Here is a 22,467-nt window from a genome sequence, read left to right as displayed (position 1 = left end):
GAGCCTGCCATGAAATTACGCTATCTGATCCCGGTTGCATGCAGTCTTTTGGTCTCTAGTTTGACCCAGTCTGCTCCGCTCGAAATTCAATTGCCGCCAGAAACTGCACAACTCAAACCTTCCAACCATCCTGGACGCGTCATCGCTAGTCAAAAATGCGCAATTTGCCACTCCGTCGATTACATCAATTTACAGCCAGGAACCATGTCCTTGAAGCAGTGGACCGCCGAAGTCACCAAGATGCAACGTGTCTATGGCGCCCCGATTGGTGAGGCCGAAATCGCTCAAATTAGCGCATTTCTGGCAACCACTTACGGTACCGAACCAGCGGGAACTGTTACAACTGCCAGTGCAGCAAGCGCTCCGGCAAGCAGTGCCAAAGCCGCAGATGCCATGAGCTTACTCAATGCCAATGCCTGTCTGGGTTGCCATGCGATTCAAAACAAAATTGTTGGCCCTGCTTATCAAGAGGTCGCTAAGCATTACAAGGATGATGCGCAAGCGTTAAGCAAAGTGAGCGCCAATATTCGTCAAGGTGGATCAGGCCGATGGGGCGCAGTCCCTATGCCAGGTTATGCCGGTTTGTCGGATGAAGAAATTCATACCCTGGCTGCGTTTATTTTGAAGCAGTAAATTAACGAAGTAACAAAGCAGCAAAGCAATTAAGCATCTAAGCAGGGCGGGTGCAACCCGCGCTGCTCTTGCGTTTGACAAGAGGCGTCGGGTTTCACCCTACGGTCGTCTCTTTTACCAGTTATACGCCGCTTTCGCATAGTAATAACGACCATCAAATCCATACGGTGAGAACGCGCTGTACGGCAGCGTTCCACCAGTGTTCAGGTTGCCTGCAGAAGTCACCTGATCGGGATATTTGTTGGTCACATTATTCACGCCACCCGTTACCGTCCATTTGCCAATGTGGTAGCTGGCTGCCACGTCCAGCAAAGTGTTGGCGCTATAAGTCTGATCCAGAGTCGGATTGTTTTGCGGCGATATGAAACTGCCATAGCGGGTAACTTGTGCGTGTGTGCTCCATTGATTCAGGACGTAATCAGCAGCAAGTGTCAGCTTGTCTTTAGGTGCTGTGGAGGTGGCACGCAAAATGGATTGGCGGTCTATCAGCGTCAGGTTATTTGCTGCCAGAACGGCTGGATTGGCGGCGGTATTACTGACGGAGGTATTGTTGTGATTGTAGCCCAAGGTCAACAATACTTTATCACTGCCAGAAATCGAGAATTGATAATTGCCCACCACATCCACACCACGGGTTTTGGTATCCATTGCGTTCGTGAAGTAACGCGCAGCACCGACCAGAACACCTTGATTTGCCAGAACGCTTTGCAAGCTCGATGGCAGAACTAAGTTACCGGAATATAAGATGCGATTGTTAATATCGATTTCATACGCATCAATACTCAACGATGCATTTTTACTTGGTTGAAATACGCCACCAAAGCTGAAGTTTTTAGATTTTTCTGGATCTAATGGTTTCGCACCCAGTGCTTTAGCAGCAGCGGTGGCAACGCCAAAAGTGCCAGTATCAACCAATTGAGAACTACCGTTGATGGTAATTAAATTGGTGCTGGTAATCGTGTAGTTTTGTTGTGCCAGTGACGGCGCACGGAAACCATTGGAAGCGGCTGCACGTAAAGAAAATTCTTTGGTCACTTCCAAGCGCGCTGATAATTTACCCGAGGTGACATTCCCAAAATCGCTGTACTCTTCATGACGTATAGCCGCTGTGACACTCAATTGTTTTGTTAATTCAGTCTCAATGTCAGCATAAATCGCCGTACTGTGGCGCTGGAAGTCACCAGAGTTGGACGGTTGAAAACCAGAGAAGCCTTGCGCACCGCTGCCTGAGTACGAATTAGGGTTGCCCGGGCTGATTTGATATTGATCGCGACGATATTCTGCACCAAACGCAAACGTGACTGGGTTACTCAGGGATGCAAATTCAAATTCTTTGGCGGCATCAACATTGAGCAGCGTTTGTATATTTTTTAGTTGACCATCGTAAAAACTGGTCGGGCTATTGGCTCCCAGGCTGAGATTGGCGGTGTTTTTTACATTCAGGCTAAATTGGTTGTAGCCATAATTGAGGCTGGTATCCCAACGCCAGCCATCAGTGCGACCGCGGATGCCAACGACGCTGGACGCATCAATATTTCGCGCGGCTTCAATAGGCAAAAAGCCGACTGGATACAAAGGAGAGCGCAAAGTCGTGCCGCTGGTATATGCCGTACGCCATGTCGCCGCAGCATCGGTATTACGCTGGCTGATATTGGCGAATGTGTAGAGTTCGATGTCGCTATTCAATGGCAATACCGCATTCACGCCGACATTCGTTTGCGCGAGTTGAGGGTCGCCTTGTTGCTGTGTTACTTGACCGTACAGAGGTTCTTTCGGGTTTCGGAAATCAGCACCCGCGCGATTGGTAGCGCCTTGATTTTTTTGTTCAGCAGTAAATCGTGCCCAACCTTTTTCGCCGAGCGGAATGCCAAAGTTCGCGCTTAAATTGGTTTGCGTGCCGTCACCTTCGCTGTAACGGCCACCACCAAATGCAATCTCACCACCAGTTGCACCCTTTTTGAGGATGATATTGATCACGCCAGCAATCGCATCAGAGCCATATTGTGCTGCTGCGCCATCGCGTAAAACTTCGATGTGATCAATGGACGATAATGGAATCGTGTTTAAGTCGGCGGGAGAAGACCCGCGCCCGACTGTACCATTGACGTTGACCACAGCGGTGGTGTGCCAGCGTTTGCCATTCACCAATACCAAGGTTTGATCAGGAGACAAACCGCGTAACTGTGCTGGACGGTTTGCCGATGTCGCATCAGCAACCGCAGGGCTTGGGAAATTGAAGGATGGCAATAAGCGATTTAAGGCTGTGCCAATATCGGTGGCGCCAGTCGCTTGCAAGTCTTTATTGCTCAAGACATCGATCGGTGCTTCTGAGTCGGTGACGCTACGATTGATGCTGCGGGTACCTGTAACGATGACGGCTTGTGCTGCTTCGCCAGCGTTATTGGCTTCTTGAGCATAGACCATTGGTGCCATGCTGCTGGCGAACAAAGTGGCGATCAGAACGGATAAGCGTCGTCGTGCTGGCGGTGTGAGCAAAGAAGCTGGCATAGTATTTTCCATTTCAAATTGAATGCTGAAGAAAGTAATCGGTGGTGCGTAAGGATCGTGAAGTCTATCCTTAGCTTGATGGCTCCGATCATACGTGTCCGTCGGTGCAAACCCAACGAAGCTTTCGCAATTTGAAAAGATGAAAATAATATATAGAAAAAGCTTCCTTGCCCTTTATTCTTAAACTCTACCCACTTCTACCCCGAATTACTCGTTGCTTGTCATGGTGTTATTTGCAGCATCATCACGCCCACTGGCGACCCAATTAATTAGCGTATCTAGCGCTGTTCTTGCTTTGCCTGCGGCATCAGTATTGATCATCGCAACGACGACCCAGTTTTGGCTATTGACGTCGCGTACGTAACCGGCAACCGCTACGCTGTCTTTGAGCGTACCGGTTTTGATACGCGCATTTTGTGCGGCAGGGCTGTCTTTCAGGCGTTTGCGCATGGTACCATCCATGCCTGCAACTGGCAGGCTGCTGGCAAATTCGGGGTACCAATTGCTACGTGCTCCAGCCAGCAATAAAGCGGCCATTTGTTTTGCACTGATTTGTTCAGCACGTGATAAGCCAGACCCATTTTCCAGAACAATACCTGCATCATTGATGCCATGTCTGAACAACCAGGCGCGTATGCGGGCATCGGCGGCTTGTGCGCTATTGGCGTTGAGTAGAGGATTGCTTTCTGTTCCCAGACTCAGGTAAATGCTGCGTGCCATTGCGTTATCAGAATGTTTGTTGACGATGCGTATGGTGTCAGCCAGAGTTTCTGATTGATGTTCGAGTAACAGATTGGCGCTGGGAGGTGTTTTTCCATCAACAATTTTCCCTTGCCAGCTCCCGCCTAGCTCTTGCCATAAACCACGAATTAAATGGGCAATGTATTGATTGCGATCCAGTATATTTAAGTGTTGCGTGATCTTGCAATGACGTGGAAAGCTGCTATTCAAGGTGATGCTGATCGCTGCGTTATCAGAGACCGATACATCGGGGGCTTGCCAGGTTTGTTCCCATGTTGCACAGGGCTTTTTGTTTAAGCGTAATTGATTGATGATGAGCGTGTTGTCCAGAGGTGTTAGTAAACGTGTCTCAACATTGTCATTGCCAGACTCGACGGTAATTGAACTGATATTGCTGTGAACGAGCAACGCATCAGGAACCACGTTGTAATACGCGTCGGGATGTTCGTCAAAAGGCAGCATATTGACGTCAACGCGCTCTGGTTGAAAGTAGCTGCGATCCAAAACAATGTTACCGTTGATAGAACGTATGCCTTGATTGCGAAGATCGCGCAGCATCGTCTGGAATTTTTGTATATTCAAATCGGGATCGCCGCCGCCGCGTAAATACAGATTTCCAACCAATACTTCAGTTGCGACTGGTGCATCGGAGAGAATTTGCGTTTTCCAACGGAAATTGGGCCCCAGTTCTTCTAAAGCGACCAAAGTTGTCAGCAATTTCATGGTGGATGCCGGATGCATGGCAAGATCAGCGTTTTGCGCCAGGACCGCAGCGTCGGGATTACTTGCATTGAAGGGTAGTACTATCACACTGATGGCACTCGCTGGCACGCCCGCTTTTTGTAAGCTGGTCGCCAATTTAACCGGTAGAACAGTTTGTGCGATCGCGTCAGAAGGCACGAGGGTGATGCATAAACTGCTTGTGCAGACGGTCAGAATCAATTGGCGAAAGCGTAAAGAAAGCATAAGTGAGCGCGTAAAAAGTGATTGGTATGAACAGTGATCGGGTTTGTTCAGGATAAGGTTCTATGAAGTCGAATTGTAGATGAAATTACATTTTTATCTGGCATTCGTCAAAAAATACGTGCTCCAGCGGCAGCTAATTGCAAGTTAACCGCAAAGACTTTGCAGATTGACATTGGTATTTGCTGGACTTGAACTAAAAAGCACAATGAAAGTCGCCGCAGTCAGGACATAAGCCTTTGATTTCGTTATAATTTCGCCCTTTCCTCGTTACACTGGTCATCGCCATGAGCTTGCTCGTCAATCAAACTGAACTTCTGTCTCCCGCTAAAAATATTGAGATAGGCAAAGAAGCGATCCTGCATGGTGCTGACGCGGTGTACATCGGCGGCCCGTCTTTTGGTGCGCGCCACAATGCCAGCAATGAGATCAGCGAGATTTCAGAGCTCGTACAATTTGCCCATCGCTATCATGCGCGCATCTTTGTGACCATGAACACGATTTTGCATGAGTCTGAATTAGAACCAGCGCGCAAACAAATTCACCAGCTGTACGATGCAGGTGTTGACGCGCTGATTGTGCAGGACATGGGGATATTGGAATTGGATATTCCTCCGATTCAGTTGCATGCCAGTACACAGTGCGATATTCGCGGCGTTGAGAAAGCGAAATTTTTAGGGGATGTCGGTTTTTCACAATTGGTGTTGGCACGCGAGCTGACGATAGAACAAATCAAGGCGATTAAAGCCGAAGTGAAAACGCCATTAGAATATTTTGTTCATGGCGCTCTGTGCGTGGCGTTTTCGGGTCAATGCTATATCTCGCATGCTGACAACGGTCGCAGTGCAAATCGTGGCGATTGTTCACAAGCGTGTCGCTTGCCTTACACCTTGACCGATGGTGAAGGGCGCGTCGTCGCTTACGAAAAACATTTATTGTCGATGAAGGACAATGACCAGAGTCGCAACCTCGAAGCATTGCTTGATGCTGGTGTGCAATCCTTGAAGATTGAAGGCCGCTACAAAGATATGGGTTACGTCAAAAATATCACTGCCCATTATCGTATGCTGCTCGACGAAATTTTAGAGCGCAGACCAGAATTTACACGTGCATCCAGCGGTCGTAGCCAGATCGCCTTCACGCCGAATGTCGATAAAAACTTTCATCGTGGTCATACCGATTATTTTGCCAATGGGCGTCTGGATAATATCGGCGCGTTTGATTCGCCTAAATACGTTGGTTTGCATCTTGGTTACGTGACGCGCATCGGTACCACCTGGTTTGAAATGGAAACCAACGAACCGATGGCCAATGGTGATGGCTTGAACTACATGCTCAAACGCGAAGTCATGGGTATTCAGGCCAATACCGTAGAACACATGGGTAAGAGTGAAAATGGCGATCTGTGGCGTGTTTCACCTAACGAGAAAGTCAGCGAACTATTAGGTCTTAAAGTCGGCATGCTGATCAATCGCAACCGTGATCAACGCTGGGAACACGCATTAACCAAAAAATCAGCAGAACGCCGGATTCCAGTCTGGCTGACCTTATCTGATGATGAACAAGGTTTGCGTTTGGCGGTGACCGATGAAGACGGTGTGCATTCTGAAGTTGCTGTCGCGATAGCCTTGCAAGCAGCGCAACAGGCCGATAAAGCCGAAGCCGGTTTGCGCGACAGTCTGGCCAAATTGGGTAACACCATGTTTGAGTCTGCGAATGTTGATTTGCGGTTGCGCCAAGCTTGGTTTGTGCCATCTTCGGTCATCAATGCCTTACGCCGCGATGCCGTTGCCGCACATGAACTGGCGCGCTCGCAAGCGTGGTTGCGCCCGGAGCGCACGCCAGCTGTGGAGCCGCCGGTCGCTTATCCAGAAACGACACTCAGTTACCTGGCCAATGTCTACAACAGCAAAGCTCGTGAATTTTATAAAAAGCACAGCGTACAATTGATTGCTGCTGCTTACGAGGCGCATGAAGAGCCAGGCGAAGTATCCTTAATGATCACCAAGCATTGCCTGCGCTTCTCTTTCAATCTTTGCCCTAAACAAGCCAAAGGCGTTAAAGGCGTACAAGGCCAGGTGAAAGCAGAACCGATGACATTAGTTACTGGGGAAGAAAAGTATACCTTGAAGTTCGATTGCAAGCCATGTGAGATGCATATTATGGGTGCGATGAAGAAACATATCTTGCAAGCACCGCCACCATCCTCTGTGCCGTATAGTCCGCTGGTATTTCATAAGACACGTCCGGCGCAATAATTCTGTAGATATTTACTCTTTAAAAATAAAAAAACTCGCTTCAAAAGCGAGTTTTTTTATCGAAAAATTCAATCAGAAAACATGCGTAAATAACCAGTACAAAGAACCCGACAACAACATTGCCGCTGGCATTGTCAGTACCCATGCCATCGCCAGATTGCGGATGGTGGACATTTGCAAGCCAGAGCGATTTGCTGCCATTGTACCCGCCACGCCAGAGGACAGAACATGTGTCGTCGACACTGGTAAACCATACATATCCGCCGCACCAATCGTCAACATAGCGACCAATTCAGCAGAAGCACCCTGGGCATAAGACAAATGTGTTTTGCCGATTTTTTCACCGACGGTAACAACGATACGTTTCCAGCCAACCATGGTGCCGAGGCCAAGTGCGATCGCTACCGCAATTTTCACCCACAGAGGAATGAACTTGGTTGCATCATCAATCTGATGTTTAAACGCATTCAGATTCTCTTTGGTATCTGTATCAAAATTCAAGCTAGTGTCTTTGGTCAGCAAACGAATTGCTTCTGAAGCCAGGAACATGTCGTTACGGACATTGGATACGAGTGCCGTTGGAACTTTCGCCAGCGTGCCGTGTTCTTTAATTTGTTGCGCAATGTTGCCCGTTGTTTTTGCAAGTGCTGGTAATACTTCAGTGGTTAATTCCTTGGTACGTACATAGTTCGCTAAAATTTTACGTGGTTCCACTGGTGCGTCTTGCACGATGTATTTATGCAGAGATTGTTCAGTTACCTGAGCGACTGCAATAAATTGCGTCATATGATCGACTGGCATGGCACGGTTCAGTGCATAGGCCATCGGTGCTGTACCAACCAGAATGAGCATGATTAAACCCATACCTTTTTGACCGTCATTCGAACCGTGTGCAAAAGAAACGCCGGTGCAAGTCAATACTAACAAGCCACGAATCCACCATGGTGGTGGTGTGTTGGTGTCTGGTTCTTCATACAGTTCTTTTGCTTTCACCAGTTTGCGCAACACCAGCAACAACATGGCAGCAAAGAAGAAACCAACCAATGGTGACAGCAACAAGGAGTAGCCCACTTTGGTCGCCTGTGCCCAATCAACGCCGGTTGTACCATCACGGCCGTGCATCATCGCATTTGCAACGCCTACACCGATGATAGAACCGATCAACGTATGTGAAGAGGATGCTGGCAAACCTAACCACCAAGTTCCAAGGTTCCACAAGATCGCAGCGATCAAGAGAGCGAATACCATTGCAAAACCGGCGGACGAACCAACTTGCAAAATCAATTCGACTGGTAACAAAGAAATAATACCGAACGCTACCGCGCCGCTAGATAACAACACCCCCAGGAAGTTGAAGAATCCGGACCACATCACGGCAAAGTTAGGTGGTAAAGAATTGGTATAAATGACGGTCGCCACGGCATTGGCAGTGTCGTGGAAACCATTTACAAATTCAAAGCCGAGAGCGATCAACAAGGCAACCCCTAACAGGATGTAGGGTACCAGCGTGGTATCGCCAAAGCTCACGCCACTCATATCGGAAACCAGACTGTAGCAGGTGAATACAATACCGGCGATCAATAAAGTAGCAAAAATAATCAGCGTGACAGGACTCGTTTTATGGTCCCTCAAGGTTTTTTTTGCCGGCCGTTCTGGTACTCCAGTAGCGGCAATATTAGTGATGGTCATACGGTGAATCTCCAGTCAAATTAAAGCAATATTTGGTACAGCAAACTAAATAAATTTAGGATTGTGCAGAGTTTGATCAATACACTTTGGGAACGATAATTTCTGGTGGAACCGGATTGCGCAGATAATCCTCATGTCTTTCACGCTGCGGCAATTCAATTGTAGGATGGGGCACTTCCTGATAGGGCATCTGATTTAGCAGATGATGGATGCAATTAAGGCGAGCTTTTTTCTTATCATCGGCTTCGACAACCCACCATGGTGCCTCAGGGATATGTGTACGCTCAAGCATGATCTCTTTGGCCTTGGTGTAATCTTCCCAGCGGCGACGAGACTCGAGATCCATAGGACTTAATTTCCATTGTTTCAGCGGATCGTGAATACGTCCCAAAAAACGCGCTCGTTGCTCTTCGTCGGAAATGGAGAACCAGTATTTGATCAGTTGAATGCCGGAGCTGACCAACATGCGTTCAAATTCTGGCGTGGTCCGGAAAAATTCTTCATATTGATCGTCAGTACAAAATCCCATCACCTTCTCTACGCCAGCACGGTTATACCAGCTACGATCAAACAAAACGATTTCGCCACCAGCTGGTAAATGCGATACATAACGTTGAAAGTACCATTGTGTGCGTTCACGATCATTTGGTGCTGGCAATGCCGCGACCCGACAAACGCGTGGATTCAAACGTTGGGTGATGCGTTTTATGACGCCCCCTTTGCCAGCGGCATCGCGTCCTTCAAATAAGATCACAACCTTATGTTTAGTGGCGACCACCCAATCTTGCAATTTGACCAGCTCTGCTTGCAACCGGAATAACTCACGGAAGTACAAGCGGCGTTGTTCTTTTTCAAAATCGCTTAATGCAATTGCCTCTGCGCCGTTTTCATAGTGACGATCTTCAATTTCGAGTTCAAACTCTTCATCGTAGCCGTCGAGTAAATCACGACGGATATGTTCGCTGAGTTCTTGGTTGCTGATTTGGGTGTTAAGCATCACAGAATCACCTAAAGGATAAAATAACAATAATCTTTCAACTATAAGCAGTCGATGTGACTCATCTATGACATAGATCAAAATGCCATTTCCGATCGGAAATAAATGCACATCTGTGTCTTGTCTGTTCTTGCTTAACGAATTGCCACGCGAACCAAAAATGATGAAGGATGAGACTTTGTTTGCGCCAGTTTGATTGACCCATACCTCAGGTGGCAGTACCCTAGTGGCTGGGATCGACAGGTAGGGTGGGGGCAACCCGCCAAGACCCATCAAATGTCAGCGCGGCGTGGCTTGTACTCGTCCTGCTTATTGGCAATGCAATCGAACACTGCAACACTTATTTGGAATCGGGCATGAAAAAAATCGTTGTAAAATTTGGCGGATCAAATTTACGTCAGCCACAGGATATTGATCGAGTCGTCAACGTGGTACAAGCGTATCAACGACCACTGGTATTGGTGGTGTCGGCATTTTATGGCATTACCAACGCCTTAATCGACTGCGTTCAAGCAGCAAAAGAGGGTGCTGGTACTAAAGCTGCATTGGCTGAAAGTCAAAATTACACCCAGACTTTGCGCGCGTTGAAACGCGAGATTCTGGAAGCGAATATCAGCGATGTCGCCCATCGCGATAGAACCGAAAAAGCATTAGGTGAGAGACTCGATCAATTAGATCGTTACCTGACTGGCATTCATTGCATAGGCGATGTGCCGACGTTTGTGAATGACGCGATTCTGAGTTATGGCGAACGTTTATCGAGCTTGTTGCTGACAGAAGTACTATTGAGCCGCGGTATCGCTGCGCGTGAAGCTTTACCGGAAGATATCGGTCTGGTGACTGATGGCGTGTTCGGTAATTCTGCTTGCGATTTTGAAGCGAGCACTACGCCAGTATCACAAGCATTGGCCGATGATGTTGTGTACGTGGTGCCGGGTTTTTACGGCGTTGATAAAAATGGCAAAACTACTTTGTTTGGTCGTGGTGGTTCGGACTATTCAGCGGCCTCGATTGCTGCCTGTATCGGTGCCGAATCGTTGGATGTCTGGAAAGACGTGGATGGCTTCTTAAGTGCGGATCCAGGTACGGTCAGCGCGCCACGTTCGATTTCTCAATTAAATTATCTGGAAGCGGCGGAATTGTCGTATTTCGGGGCGAAAATTTTACATCCACGTACTGTAGAGCCGCTGTTTGACCGCGAGATTCCTATCCGGATTTTAAATATCACTCGTCCGGAACGTGGCTTGAAACCTTATACGATCATTGATGGACAACGCAAAGTAACCAGTGATGTGGTCAAAAGCGTCAGCTCTACCGAGGATGTGGCGATACTGAAATTGCACGGTCCTGGTGTCGGTTTTAAATCTGGCATTCTGGCGCAAGTAACCAATACGCTGGATCAACATGGCATCAATATTAAGAGCGTCTTGACAGCGCAAACTGCGATCAATATTTTACTGGCACGTGATCATTTGGATGCTGCGTATGAAGCTTTGAGCGAACACCATTTGGCTGGTGTGGTTGAGGTGAGTCGTAACGATGCGGTGGCGATCGTTGCTGTCGTTGGGGACGGCGTACTTGATGCATCCGATGTGGGTAGCGCGATTGCCAGTCGGGCGCTGTCAGCGGCATTGGCCGGAGGTGCTCGCGTGACGCTTGCCGCTGCAGGCGCTAGTGAAGTTGCAGCTTATATGCTGGTCCAACAAGAGGATCGCAAGCTTGCATTAAGACTGGTGCATGAAGAGTTTTTTGGCAAATAGATGTTGAAGTTGTCTTGAAATGCCGCTATTTATGCGGCACAAGCTAAGGCCTGATGCTGTGACTGAAGTATTGCACGCCGTCAGGCCATGCACCTGCATGACCCTGAAAAGCATGGCGTGCATCCCAATCGTTGCGGTTATACGTTCCGGCTTGTGTGACTTGTGGGCCATCCTGATCAAGTTGCGATTGTGTCTTTAAAGACGGACGGACAATCGCAATATGACCCGGTTTTTTGGGATTAGGACTTTGATAAACAATCACCACCAGTTCACCAAGGTTAGCTTGGTTTTGCGCTGCTTTGGCATCGTCCAATCTGATCCAACCGTCCTTCGTTGCCGCCCGGCTTGATAACCACGCGGTTTGCGCGTTTGCCAATAAAATCTGACTATGTTCAGGTGGTCTGAGTAAATACACTCCAACACGTTTTCCTACTGCGGCAGCAAACGCACTGCAATGCGTGGCTTTGCCTGGTCCCTCATAGTCTGCGTCACGATCGGCAATACCCGTTTCCCAATTCACATGTTGGTGTGCAAGCCATAAATGTTCAACATCCATGCTGTCCAATGTTTGCAACATGTGTTTTCCCGCCGGAGTAATCACGCCACAACATGGCTGCTGTGTTTGATTTGATGTTGCTTGTGCACTGGCGTTACCGGCGATGAAAAGCAAGCTAATCAGCGGAATGATAAAGACGCAGGTAAGGCGGTAACTAATGTGATCAATGATTCTGGTGGTATGGGCTTTATCGCGTTTCATGCTGGCACTTTCTATCGACAATATTTAAGGATGCCTATTTTTGCTTAAACATCTCTAAGACATTCAGAAAATTTTTACTCGCACCGTCTAGCGTAGCAATTGGTCTATGAGCAATTCCAATGTGGCGCGGTAAAGCAGGACGTAAAGGGCGCAATTGGATTTGCGGTCGGACTTCAGATAATTCTGGATGTTCAAACGGTAGTATCGCAGCACCGTAGGCGGCAGCAACCAGACTCTTCATCGCTTCGGTATAGTTGAGTTCGATCTTTGCTCGCGGAGAAAATCCTGCTTGCGCAAACCACGCCATCGTCAGTTGATACATATGGGTGCTTGGTTCATTAAATATCAGCGGCTGCTGAGCTAACCATTCTGGCGTCACGAATTTCGGTGCTTTCCAGCGCAGTGGTAAATACGCCATCATGGGATCGGTACGCCAGTGTGTAATGACGATGTCTTTCGCTGGTGTTTGCGGCATGGCGACGATACCTATATCCAGGCTTCCCTGTTGTAAGCCATTCATGGTGTCGGAAGAGCCCAGAATATTGACCTCAATATCGATTTTTTGATAGGTCTTTTCCAGCGTTTCCATCACTTGCGGTAGTTGATGAACCAGGATGCCGCTTGATGCACCGAGCCTGACCCTGCCAGTAATACCAGCAACCTGGCGCTCGACTGCTGCCACCGCTTCATCGGCATCACGCAATAAACGCCTGCCGCTGTCAGCCAGACAAGCCCCGGCAGGTGTCGCAAGTACTCGCTTGCCGCCGCGTACCAGTAACGGTGTCTGAAAACGACTTTCCAGTTCATTGATGTGCAGGCTGACCGTTGGCTGCGACAAGTGTAAAGCCTGCGCAGCCGCTGAAAAAGTCCCGAGATCAATGATGCAAATCAGTGTCTTGAGTTGGTCGAGGCTGAGTTCTCTCATCAGTTTTCCTGATAGATGTGATCATAAAATGTCATTTTACTGATTGTACCGCAAGTTGCATGATGTGAGCTCTTCAACGTTAATTGCGGTTATCCTATTAAGGAGCTCATCATGCAAGTATCTCTCATACAAGTTGTCATCAGTCGCTTTGCTGATCGTTTGCAAAGGATATGGGACAAAGTGTATTCGCCGTCTCAAGGAGAGTTGTCAGAGTTGTCTAAGATGAGTGAGTTGGAACTCAGAGATCTGGGAATAGGGCGCAGTGAAATTCCAGGCTTTCGGGAACGGCAGTGTCAGCGCAGCAATCACGCAGACACCGGGTTATTGCGACAGAGCGCACCATTAATAATCTCCGACTATCCAACCACGAACAAATGAAAAATATTCGCGCAACCAACTGTTATAGCGCACGCTCAAAGGTGTCTCAGCACCCGCACTGGCAAGATTGTTGAATCCAGCCTTGAGTGCAATCTGCCGCGAACGTACGCTATGAAAATCGCTGGTGATGATGAGCAATCCATCGGTAGTACTGATGCCGTGTTCAGACATGATTTGTTTGCTGAAGGCCAGGTTTTCAAATGTGTTCGTACTCATGCCCTCTTGCAACAGGCGATTCTCTGGTAATCCGCGCTGATGCAGATAGTTAGCCATGACTTGTGCTTCGGTGCATTGTTCACCCGGATCCTGGCCGCCGCTGACAACGAGTTTGGTGTCAGGCAAGCGTTGTGCCCATTCAAAAGCCAAATCCAAACGTTCAGCCAGAGTGGGTCTTGGAAGGCAGTCTCTGGTGCCTCCGCCCAACACTAAAATCGTTCGTACGGGCTGACGAATTGTTTGAATGTCGATATCGTGCCCAGCCTGAATGAAATAGAAAAAAGCCGCTACGGTGGATAGCCAGATTACCGCTCCCGCCCAAAACAGCCGCCACAATAGTAGCCTGTGTTTTTTTTGATTTAACCACGCATGCAATCTTTGCCACCGCCACGCAATACTTAATAAACCTATGCCGACACAAAACGGAAAGGTCACACCAAATCCAAAGTTGTGTCGCGTCATAAGAATAGTGGAGTCAATCGTCAGTGTTACGCCCACCAAAAAGCATAAAAATACGAGAGGTTTTTTATATGGTGAAGTATTTAACATGGGTTTTTTATATTTCAAAACGAAAGACGTTATCGTAGCATTTGGAGGATTATTCCAGACGCTGCAATTTATATATATGCATGGATATCGGCCTCATCAATTTGCTCCGGAGACAAATACTGATGTGCGTATTCAAGATAAACGCCAGAACGCAAGAATACCGCAAACAGATCAGCATCAATATGCTGATCTTGCTTCATGAAGTTCATAATTTTGAGCGCTTCTGATAAGGTTTTTCCTTTTTTGTACGGACGATCGGATGCCGTCAAGGCTTCAAAAATATCGGCAATTGCCATCATTTTTTCCGGTGCTTGCATATCTTTGTCATGCAGACCTTTGGGGTAGCCCGTGCCATCGAGTTTTTCATGATGGCCACCTGCGATTTCTGGCACGCGACTTAAGTGACGTGGAAACGGCAATTGCGTCAACATCTTGATCGTCTGCACCAGATGTTCATTAATCTTATAGCGTTCTTCTTCCGAAAGAGTGCCACGTTTTACCCTGAGATTATAAAGTTCACCGCGGTTATATAAATGTATATAGATGTTCCGGTACTTTGATATTAAAACCCCATGGATTATCCGGGGCAATTTTGTCCTGTTCTTCGCGGATGAAAATATGTTCTGGCTTGTCATCTAATAGTTTCTCCATGACAGGTAACAGAGGCTCTGGTGTCTGATCTTTTCTTTCCTTCTTCAATGAAGAAATGCCGATGCGGTCAGATAAACTACTTTGCCATTTTCTTTCTGCAATATTGTCAAGACGTTCAATTTTCTCTTCACTCATAAACTCACCACCAACATTGCAATCAATGACGAAAGCAAAATCGTCATCGATTGCAGTGATTGCCTGATCGCGCTGTTGCCGCAGTTTTTCAGGATCGCCACCTTCCGCGATCGCCTTCCAGTAATCAATTTCTACATCTCGCTTAATTACTTCAAAACGCATGCGCACTTCATGAATGCGGTCATATAGCATCTCTAATTTGTTGGCTGCCTAAACCTTTATTTGGTAAGGTGAGACGTCACCAGCTGATGTTTTCTCGCCGCAGCCTTGTGTATTCACCTACTTAGTTACATGCAACGTGTCAGGGTTGTTGGTGTTCCAGTCGAAGGCCGATTGCGGTGCGAGCTGGGAAACCCTTCCAATAAGTGTGGTCAGTATTGTAGCTGCCATCTTTTGCGACCGACCATTTGCCATCTTGAGCATTTTCTATGACGTTAAGATAAGCATCTTTGCGGACATCATTTTTCAAATATTTATCCAAAAATGCAGTCACAAAGTGCTGAGAAATATTATTCATACGAACGTTGTCCCAGATCGCATCGAGGTAATGTTCTGCTGGAATAAAATGTAATTTTTCTGAATACTTCCAGGTTTCTTTGGGCGCCGGAATTGGTGCGCCTGCATTATGATTTGCGTTTTCAAATGTCAGTAAGTAGCGTGGTGCATTGACCGTATTCTCGTAAATATTTCTGACACCTGGCCCGTAGCCAGAGACATCGTCCGCACTACCTGCAATATAAAATATCGGGGTATGGATGCCAGCTAATCCTTGCTTGTCCCATACTCCCATATTCCAACCCCAAGGGGCAAAAGCGACTGCTGCTTTGATGCGTTTGTCTATGCTGGCGAGATAGTTAGCATTTCCTGATTGGCGTATCTCCAATGCACTATCTGGTACACCAATTGGTGACTTCACTGCGGCTTCACTAACACCACCGCCGACGGTATTAACGACACCATAGGCGCCCATCGAGTAACCGATTACGCCAGTGATATTGACATTGACCATGCCTTTCAAACCATGGGTCGTTTCCTTATTTAATTTCTCCATTTGGTTTAAGACGAATAACTGGTCTAAGGAGCGATTCATCAAGGTACTACCAAAACTAGACTGGTCCTGATAAGTACTGTCCGTGTGATCAATCGATGCAACGACATAGCCTTTGCTCGCCAGATTTTCAGCCAAATGACTCAACAAAAAACGGTTGCCCGGATAGCCATGTGAAACGATCAGCAAAGGATATGGTCCGTCTGTACTGTTTGCTCGTGCATCGCGTACTGCTTGTCCCCAAAGAGTTACTTCAGTGATCCCATCGCGTGTCATCGCATGTAATGGCGTGCTTCCTGCTTTTTGATCAGCATTTAAACTGGCTGGATACCATATTTCAACAGTCAGCGGTCGGTTGTAGACGGGAATCTTTTCACCAGCTTTCGCTTTCACAATATCCAATTGATTTTCATGGGTAAAGTGCAGCGTCTTTACACCTGTCTGATAGGTACCATAGTGAGCGAGTTCTGGCGCATCAGGACGTATGGTGTCAATGCGATTTTCTTGTGCTAATACTGTGCAGGTCTGATTGCACAGCACGAAGGTAATGAGAGACACGGCAATGCGTTTAAGGAACGGAGTCATTTTGTTTGTGCTTATAAAAATTTCGGCGGCGGGCAGAAAAAACCAATGCGTGACTCTAGGTGGAATTGCTTTGCTTGAAAAGCATTTAGCGCGTTTTGACGGATAATTTGTACTAAGTGATGTATTTTATCGATAGGTGGTATTTGGTCATAAAGAAGTCACGTTAATTTGATAGGTGGAATAACATGCAGATAAAGAAGCCGTTCATCATGAACGGCTTCTTTTCTCGTGATTGTCAGACTTGGCTCAGAATGAATAAAGTCTGCTGTCGTCAGGCTTATTTCACATATATCTCTACATATAAGCATGAATATCAACTTCATCAATTTGCTCCGGCTGCATAAACATATAGGCGTATTCGAGATATACCCCGGATCGCAAGAACAAGGCAAATAGATCGCTATCGATATGCTTATCTTTTTTCATGAAACTCATGATATTGAGCGCTTCGGATAAGGTTTTTCCTTTTTTATAGGGGCGATCTGATGCAGTCAGGGCTTCAAAAATATCGGCAATCGCCATGATCTTTTCTTTGACGTCCATTTCGTGACCGTGCAGGCCTTTAGGATAGCCCGTACCATCCATTTTTTCATGATGACCACCTGCAATTTCTGGCACTCGGCTCAAATGACGTGGAAACGGCAACTGCTTTAACATCATAATTGTCTGCACAATATGCTCGTTAATTTTGTAGCGCTCCTCTTCGGACAGCGTGCCACGCTTCACTTTTAGGTTGTAAATTTCACCGCGGTTGTACAAATGTTCCGGTACCTTGATATTGAATCCCCACGGATTATCGACGTCTATCTGGTCATGTTCCTCACGAATGAAAATATGTTCAGCTTTGTCGTCCAGCACTTTTTCCATTACCGGTAGTGCTGTTTCAGGAGTACGATTTTTTCTTTCTCTTTCGTTGTAAGAGATGCCGATACGATCAGATAAAGTACGCTCCCATTGTCTTTCTGCAATTTGATCGATGCGTGCCATTTTTTCTTCGCTCATAAATTCGCCGCCTTCATTGCATTCTGCGATAAAGACAAATTCGGCATCGATGTCGGATAGCGTCTGATCGCGCTGTCTCTTCAGCTCGTCTGGATTACCACCTTCTGCCACAGCCTTCCAAAAATTGATGTGTACATCGCGCTTAATGACTTCGAAACGCATGCGAACTTCGTGAATACGATCATATAAGGTTTCTAGTTTGGTGGCCTTATCGACGATGTACTCGGGTGTCGTAACTTTACCGCAATCGTGCAGCCAGGCGGCAACGTGTAATTCTTCCCATTCCGCTTCGCTAAGACGAAAGTCGGCAAATGCAGCTGTATTTTCATTGCAGGCAGCTTGCGCCAGGCTCTTGGTGAGCATAGGAACACGCTGGCAATGGCCTCCTGTGTAAGGGCTCTTGGCGTCAATGGCACCCGCAAGCAATTGAATAAAGGCCTCAAGTAATGCCTTTTGTTCTTGTATCAGGCGCTGATTTTCTATCGCGATAGCAGCGGTGCCGGAAACGGCGACTGCCATCGCCTGACGCCCAACATCGATGCTGCTAGCATTGATTAAGAGTGCAATAGCGCCGACTAATTGATTTTTTCTGTCGCGCAATGGAATGGCAATCAGAGTGCATTCGTGTTGGTACTCGGCGATGCCACCAAAGTACTCGTGCAATGCTTCCACCCCGAGGCGTGTCACTGATGACGTCTGATGGCACACCAGAGCAACGGGATGAGAAGCTGTCGTCGGGATGATTTGTTGTTCAACGTTGACGACATGATGATCCATATAAACTTGTACCGATTCAAGTGAAGATTTTTGGGGATCATATAAATACAAAATCGCCGTATCTGCAATCGTGATTTCGGATAGCTCCCTTAATACGGTCGCAAGCAAGTTATTGAAGTTGGTCTCGCCGGTAAGATTGCTGGCAATGTCTAAAAATGATTGTATCGTAGCCTTCATTCCCGACATGGATGTCGCCAGATCAGAAATCTCTTTGATGTGCGATTTGATGTTGACCGGACTTTGGAAATCAAAATGGGCAATTTTTTGGGCTTCTTGAGCCAGTTGCACCATCGGCCTGGAGATTCGTTTAGAAAGCAAAAAGGTGATCAGGATAGCCATTAGGAATAGCACACCAAAAAAAAGCATGCTTTGCTTTTTCATGGCAATAATATCCGCCAGTAATTCCTGGTGCGGGCTGGCAATTAGTAAAGTCAATGGTCTGCCACCAGGGATGTCGATATTTTGTTTGTAAGTAGCCCAGTTTTCTCCGTCGATATCGATAGATTCGCTTAGGGCCCCTTTGGCAGATTTCAGTTTAAGTACAGTATTTAACACAGGAACATCTTGTTCCATCAATCTTGGCATGTGATGCGTGCCATCTTTGTCGGTAATGATTTGGGGGCGAAACGGCATTTTGTCGCCATATTGCAGGGCCAGAATCTGTGCATTTTCATCGATCAGGGCGATTTTGCTAGATGGTGTTAATTTATTGTTTTCCAGCGTCTGTAAAATGGTAGGCAATTCAATGTCGATACCTATTACTGCGTCTGCGTCTGCAATTTTTTGTGAATAGGTAACGCCGATTTGATGATTGGTGAAGAAGTAATAGGGCTTGGTGACATTCACATGGTCTGGAGCATTGATGGCTGACTTGTACCAGAGCGTCTCGCGCGGATCAAACTTTCGGCGTGTAATTTTTTTACGGCTGGTTTCTTCTAGTAGTTTGTTAAAACTAATGACGTGTTCGACCAATTTTTTGTGTTTTAAACTGGTACTTTGAACCACCCAGGCAGTGTCGGCTGGTACATGAAAAAGTGAAGAAGAGACTGAGTTTTGTTGGTATTTTCTCAGAAGAAAAAACTCGCCATCAACGTATCCAATAAACGCTGAGGTCGCAGAGGGAATACTGGCAACGGCTTTCGCCAGGTAAGCAATGTGCTCCAGTCTGTCATCAAGTTGATCACCGGGTATCGGCATTGATTGCGCCAGAATTTCCGTTTGATTTTTAGCGGGCGTATAAATTGCTTGAATACTGTTGGCAACTTGCTTGCCAGTATGTTCGTAATTGCTATTAGCCTCATGCAGGATAATCTCGCCCATTTTATTAAATTGAACGACACCGATTGCAAGAGTAAAGGCAAAAATTAAACCGGTTAAGCTATAAGAAAGATAAATGTGAAACGGCCACTTTTTAGACGCTTGCATTGCTTATCCTTTCATGGTCAGATTCATTCTGATCAGAAAGTATATTGCACAAAAAACAAAATAATAAAATTTTGTTATATTTTTTTGTAAATGAATTGTACAAAGTCACGAATGAGCAATCTTGCCTTTGGCAGGGTGGAAAGAAACGCTGGATCAGAGGATGGCATAGATGCAAAATTGCAACATCACTGTGTTGCAGGAGGCGGCTATGAAGAAAAAAGCCATTTAACTTACGCTAAACGGCTTTCAAAGCGGATATTGAAATTATTTTGCTGCGGTGTAGTACTTGATCAGGTAAGCGTTGTAAGTACCATCCGATTTCGGTACTCCACTGACTTGTACTGCTGTTCCTGCTTTGGATACGCCATTCGTCAATGCGGTCAATCCGGCTGTGGTGGTGATATCGATAGGGCTGACTGTGACGACATCTCCAGTACGATCAACTTGGTACACTAAGGCTGCGGAACCGGCTGTTGCATTTACGTTGACCGTGACAGCATTAGATCCGCCTTTTGCATTAGTCGCAAAGGTATAGCTATTGTTTGTGCCTGAGGCAGCTACTAGCGGCGTTGCGACAGTCGTATTTGGAATAGTTTGTGGCATGAATATCGCATATGGAACAGTCCAACCACCAGTACCAGGATTGCTGGTGCTGGCAGCCCACGTAGCGTATGTCAGCAATATTGGGTTATAGGTAATGGGGGGATTTGTTCCTGTGCTTCCAAAATTAATGGCACCTGTGGTTCCGATAAAATTCGTAATCGCATTCGTCGAACCGGATGTATAGGTAACAATGGTTGGATAAGCGTAATTCCAGTATTTGAAACCAGCAATTGTTGTTTTGGGGTTCAATGGATCAACGCCGTTCGGTGTCGTTGCACTGATATAGCTTAAAGCCACGCCTTTGTAATTATCCGTCGGTGTCGGGAATGTCGACGTCAAGCTAAAGTTGGTGCTGTTCGCGTTTGTTACTTTGCCTTGGTATGGTGCTGTCTCAATATCAACGGTTGCAGCGTGCATTGTCGACGCCGTTACATCTACTGGCGTGATTTTGACTTTAAATCCTCGCACCAACGAACCGCTGGTCAGGAAGCTCGGTCCGGTACCAATTGGTGCCGCATCCGATGAGGTATTCGGGGTGCGGAAGAAGAATTGCGTCGTTGGGTCAATTGCTACAGTAATCGGCTTCCCGTCTGCGTTATCTAACACCATCGTTGCACCAGTGGTCTGATCAGCATGTATGACGTAACCCTCTGGGCTGATAAAAATCTTATTGAAGTTCGTCGAAGCAAAAATACGAGTCGCGACAAACGTGCCATCTTGTTGGTAACGCGCAGCAACGCGAACATATTCGCCAGTTTTTTGTAGTGCAGCGACCACTGCTGCGTTGCTGAAATCTTTGATCGTGCCGTTGTTTGTCTTGTTGTCCAGATCGTAGAACAAAGTACCGTTGGTCGTGTCTACATTGATAGTCAATGCCTTACCCGTATCGACAGCGCTGAAAGTATTCCCGCCACCACTCGTAGATAAAGTGCCTGTATCTCGTTCTATCACCATTGTATTGGTGGTCGTCGAAACCGATGTAACGCTGCCATACATGTGACGTAAAACCAGACGGGTCAGATCGTTGACGGGCTTGTGTTTGACCGGACCGTTAAAATTCACTGACCAGATGATGAGCCACCACCACCGCAAGCGACGAGGCAGGCAAGCATGATGGCACTAAGTGCGAATTGATGATTTTTCATGTTCTAAGTATCCCTTGTGAGAATAATGGTTGTTATCGATTGAGATTGCGCAACAAGCTACATACTTAGAAATGCCAATTTACAAAACAGCCCAGTGATAGTGAAATGAAAAAGACTGACGCAAGCAAAATTTTGGCTCGTCCATTTACCTTTACGTGGTTAAATTACTCTATGAAATTTTTATGAATGATCGATGTTTGAGATCGCTTTTTACCTTATCCGATTTCGACAATAATCTACCTCGGTTAGTTGTTAGTTGGTAACATCTCTTGATTGAAATTTGTTTCGTTGCGTATCGTTCTGTGTAACTCATCAAAATCAGCAATCGTTTGAAATTTGTGTTCAAGAATTGACATTTTTAATTCATCAATATCGTTCTGGTCTGGTAACTGTTGTAGCCTTTTGATCAGCGTATTAATTTTGATATGTTGCGAGGCGAGCATGCTAAATAAAATGAAAATAGCAAGTGTTGAAAGGCAAAAAAATAGATTAGTTTTTGAGGCGAATTGTGGTGTCATAAGAACTACCAATTAACGTTGTTAAATTAAACCTGGTTGCGCGGTATTGATCTTCTGTCAAAAACTGATCCGCACTATTTTTTATTCAATAGGTAAGCTCTCGATTCATAATTTAGACAATCGTGACGTGCAATTAAACGTATAGATACGAGGAAGATCGAGGCATGGATCATATGACCTTGGCCGTCGATATATCAACATGAG

At 46.6% G+C, this 22,467-nt stretch carries 16 protein-coding genes; 4 read left to right on the top strand and 12 right to left on the bottom strand.

Annotated features, from left to right (window positions below; all coding sequences use genetic code 11):
- Window positions 1-9 precede the first annotated feature (9 nt).
- The gene (locus ACO0KY_RS03195) at window positions 10-633 is read left to right on the top strand and encodes a c-type cytochrome (protein WP_423044198.1); all 624 of its coding nucleotides are present in this window, start codon (window positions 10-12) and stop codon (window positions 631-633) included.
- Between the two features lie 114 nt (window positions 634-747).
- Here ACO0KY_RS03195 and ACO0KY_RS03190 read toward each other — a convergent pair whose 3' ends face one another.
- Window positions 748-3,141 carry a TonB-dependent receptor plug domain-containing protein gene (locus ACO0KY_RS03190; protein WP_423044196.1) on the bottom strand — a complete coding sequence of 798 codons (2,394 nt, stop codon included), beginning with the start codon at window positions 3,139-3,141 and terminating at the stop codon, window positions 748-750.
- 207 nt (window positions 3,142-3,348) lie between these two features.
- Window positions 3,349-4,848 carry a D-alanyl-D-alanine carboxypeptidase/D-alanyl-D-alanine endopeptidase gene (dacB, locus tag ACO0KY_RS03185; protein WP_423044194.1) on the bottom strand — a complete coding sequence of 500 codons (1,500 nt, stop codon included), beginning with the start codon at window positions 4,846-4,848 and terminating at the stop codon, window positions 3,349-3,351.
- 284 nt (window positions 4,849-5,132) lie between these two features.
- Here dacB and ACO0KY_RS03180 point away from each other — a divergent pair, with 284 nt between their 5' ends.
- On the top strand, window positions 5,133-7,103 hold the full coding sequence (locus tag ACO0KY_RS03180; protein WP_423044192.1) for a peptidase U32 family protein: 1,971 nt from the start codon (window positions 5,133-5,135) through the stop codon (window positions 7,101-7,103).
- Between the two features lie 72 nt (window positions 7,104-7,175).
- On the opposite strand, the gene ACO0KY_RS03175 is transcribed toward ACO0KY_RS03180, so the two are convergent.
- Both ACO0KY_RS03175 and ppk2 read right to left on the bottom strand, forming a co-directional pair.
- The gene (locus tag ACO0KY_RS03175) at window positions 7,176-8,792 is read right to left on the bottom strand and encodes an inorganic phosphate transporter (RefSeq protein ID WP_423044190.1); all 1,617 of its coding nucleotides are present in this window, start codon (window positions 8,790-8,792) and stop codon (window positions 7,176-7,178) included.
- Window positions 8,793-8,868: 76 nt separating this feature from the next.
- Complete coding sequence (gene ppk2, locus ACO0KY_RS03170; RefSeq protein WP_423044188.1) at window positions 8,869-9,789, bottom strand: polyphosphate kinase 2; 921 nt, start codon at window positions 9,787-9,789, stop codon at window positions 8,869-8,871.
- A gap of 356 nt (window positions 9,790-10,145) precedes the next feature.
- Here ppk2 and ACO0KY_RS03165 point away from each other — a divergent pair, with 356 nt between their 5' ends.
- Window positions 10,146-11,549, top strand: a complete 1,404-nt coding sequence (locus ACO0KY_RS03165) for an aspartate kinase (RefSeq protein ID WP_423044186.1) — start codon at window positions 10,146-10,148, stop codon at window positions 11,547-11,549.
- Window positions 11,550-11,592: 43 nt separating this feature from the next.
- Here the strand turns inward: ACO0KY_RS03165 and ACO0KY_RS03160 are convergent, their stop codons facing one another.
- Together ACO0KY_RS03160 and ACO0KY_RS03155 are read right to left on the bottom strand one after the other, a co-directional pair.
- The gene (locus tag ACO0KY_RS03160) at window positions 11,593-12,306 is read right to left on the bottom strand and encodes a hypothetical protein (protein ID WP_423044184.1); all 714 of its coding nucleotides are present in this window, start codon (window positions 12,304-12,306) and stop codon (window positions 11,593-11,595) included.
- Between the two features lie 34 nt (window positions 12,307-12,340).
- A complete protein-coding gene (locus ACO0KY_RS03155) occupies window positions 12,341-13,231 on the bottom strand; it encodes a LysR family transcriptional regulator (RefSeq protein ID WP_423044182.1) in 891 nt (296 codons plus the stop codon).
- Window positions 13,232-13,342: 111 nt separating this feature from the next.
- Here ACO0KY_RS03155 and ACO0KY_RS03150 point away from each other — a divergent pair, with 111 nt between their 5' ends.
- The gene (locus ACO0KY_RS03150; protein ID WP_423044180.1) at window positions 13,343-13,609 is read left to right on the top strand and encodes a DUF1127 domain-containing protein; all 267 of its coding nucleotides are present in this window, start codon (window positions 13,343-13,345) and stop codon (window positions 13,607-13,609) included.
- Here the strand turns inward: ACO0KY_RS03150 and ACO0KY_RS03145 are convergent.
- The 6 genes from ACO0KY_RS03145 to ACO0KY_RS03120 form a co-directional block, all read right to left on the bottom strand.
- On the bottom strand, window positions 13,574-14,374 hold the full coding sequence (locus tag ACO0KY_RS03145) for a YdcF family protein (RefSeq protein ID WP_423044178.1): 801 nt from the start codon (window positions 14,372-14,374) through the stop codon (window positions 13,574-13,576). The genes ACO0KY_RS03150 and ACO0KY_RS03145 overlap by 36 nt on opposite strands.
- Before the next feature lie 68 nt (window positions 14,375-14,442).
- The gene (locus ACO0KY_RS03140) at window positions 14,443-15,009 is read right to left on the bottom strand and encodes an HD-GYP domain-containing protein (protein ID WP_423044176.1); all 567 of its coding nucleotides are present in this window, start codon (window positions 15,007-15,009) and stop codon (window positions 14,443-14,445) included.
- Window positions 14,900-15,322, bottom strand: coding sequence for a hypothetical protein (locus ACO0KY_RS03135; RefSeq protein WP_423044174.1), 423 nt, complete (start codon window positions 15,320-15,322; stop codon window positions 14,900-14,902). The genes ACO0KY_RS03140 and ACO0KY_RS03135 overlap by 110 nt, the downstream gene beginning before the upstream one ends.
- Before the next feature lie 139 nt (window positions 15,323-15,461).
- Window positions 15,462-16,766, bottom strand: coding sequence for an alpha/beta hydrolase family protein (locus tag ACO0KY_RS03130; RefSeq protein ID WP_423044172.1), 1,305 nt, complete (start codon window positions 16,764-16,766; stop codon window positions 15,462-15,464).
- A gap of 321 nt (window positions 16,767-17,087) precedes the next feature.
- Window positions 17,088-19,997: an HD domain-containing phosphohydrolase gene (locus ACO0KY_RS03125; RefSeq protein ID WP_423044170.1), complete on the bottom strand. Its 2,910-nt coding sequence runs from the start codon at window positions 19,995-19,997 to the stop codon at window positions 17,088-17,090.
- A 264-nt stretch (window positions 19,998-20,261) separates the two neighbouring features.
- Entirely contained in the window at window positions 20,262-21,662 is a 1,401-nt protein-coding gene (locus tag ACO0KY_RS03120) for a hypothetical protein (protein ID WP_423044168.1), read from the bottom strand.
- Window positions 21,663-22,467: the final 805 nt, after the last annotated feature.

Origin of the sequence: Undibacterium sp. Dicai25W (genome assembly GCF_049340505.1) — a bacterium.
GTDB lineage: Bacteria > Pseudomonadota > Gammaproteobacteria > Burkholderiales > Burkholderiaceae_D > Undibacterium > Undibacterium jejuense.
This window is presented reverse-complemented; position numbering and strand designations above follow the sequence as displayed.

Excerpts from the sequence above, each read along its gene's own strand:
- dacB (WP_423044194.1), bottom strand. The coding sequence starts at position 4,848 with ATGCTTTCTTTACGCTTTCGCCAATTGATTCTGACCGTCTGCACAAGC.
- ppk2 (WP_423044188.1), bottom strand. The coding sequence starts at position 9,789 with ATGCTTAACACCCAAATCAGCAACCAAGAACTCAGCGAACATATCCGT.
- ACO0KY_RS03150 (WP_423044180.1), top strand. The coding sequence starts at position 13,343 with ATGCAAGTATCTCTCATACAAGTTGTCATCAGTCGCTTTGCTGATCGT.
- ACO0KY_RS03125 (WP_423044170.1), bottom strand. The coding sequence starts at position 19,997 with ATGCAAGCGTCTAAAAAGTGGCCGTTTCACATTTATCTTTCTTATAGC.
- ACO0KY_RS03195 (WP_423044198.1), top strand. The coding sequence starts at position 10 with ATGAAATTACGCTATCTGATCCCGGTTGCATGCAGTCTTTTGGTCTCT.
- ACO0KY_RS03140 (WP_423044176.1), bottom strand. The coding sequence starts at position 15,009 with ATGACAAGCCAGAACATATTTTCATCCGCGAAGAACAGGACAAAATTG.
- ACO0KY_RS03135 (WP_423044174.1), bottom strand. The coding sequence starts at position 15,322 with ATGCGTTTTGAAGTAATTAAGCGAGATGTAGAAATTGATTACTGGAAG.
- ACO0KY_RS03155 (WP_423044182.1), bottom strand. The coding sequence starts at position 13,231 with ATGAGAGAACTCAGCCTCGACCAACTCAAGACACTGATTTGCATCATT.
- ACO0KY_RS03145 (WP_423044178.1), bottom strand. The coding sequence starts at position 14,374 with ATGTTAAATACTTCACCATATAAAAAACCTCTCGTATTTTTATGCTTT.
- ACO0KY_RS03160 (WP_423044184.1), bottom strand. The coding sequence starts at position 12,306 with ATGAAACGCGATAAAGCCCATACCACCAGAATCATTGATCACATTAGT.
- ACO0KY_RS03165 (WP_423044186.1), top strand. The coding sequence starts at position 10,146 with ATGAAAAAAATCGTTGTAAAATTTGGCGGATCAAATTTACGTCAGCCA.
- ACO0KY_RS03190 (WP_423044196.1), bottom strand. The coding sequence starts at position 3,141 with ATGCCAGCTTCTTTGCTCACACCGCCAGCACGACGACGCTTATCCGTT.
- ACO0KY_RS03180 (WP_423044192.1), top strand. The coding sequence starts at position 5,133 with ATGAGCTTGCTCGTCAATCAAACTGAACTTCTGTCTCCCGCTAAAAAT.
- ACO0KY_RS03175 (WP_423044190.1), bottom strand. The coding sequence starts at position 8,792 with ATGACCATCACTAATATTGCCGCTACTGGAGTACCAGAACGGCCGGCA.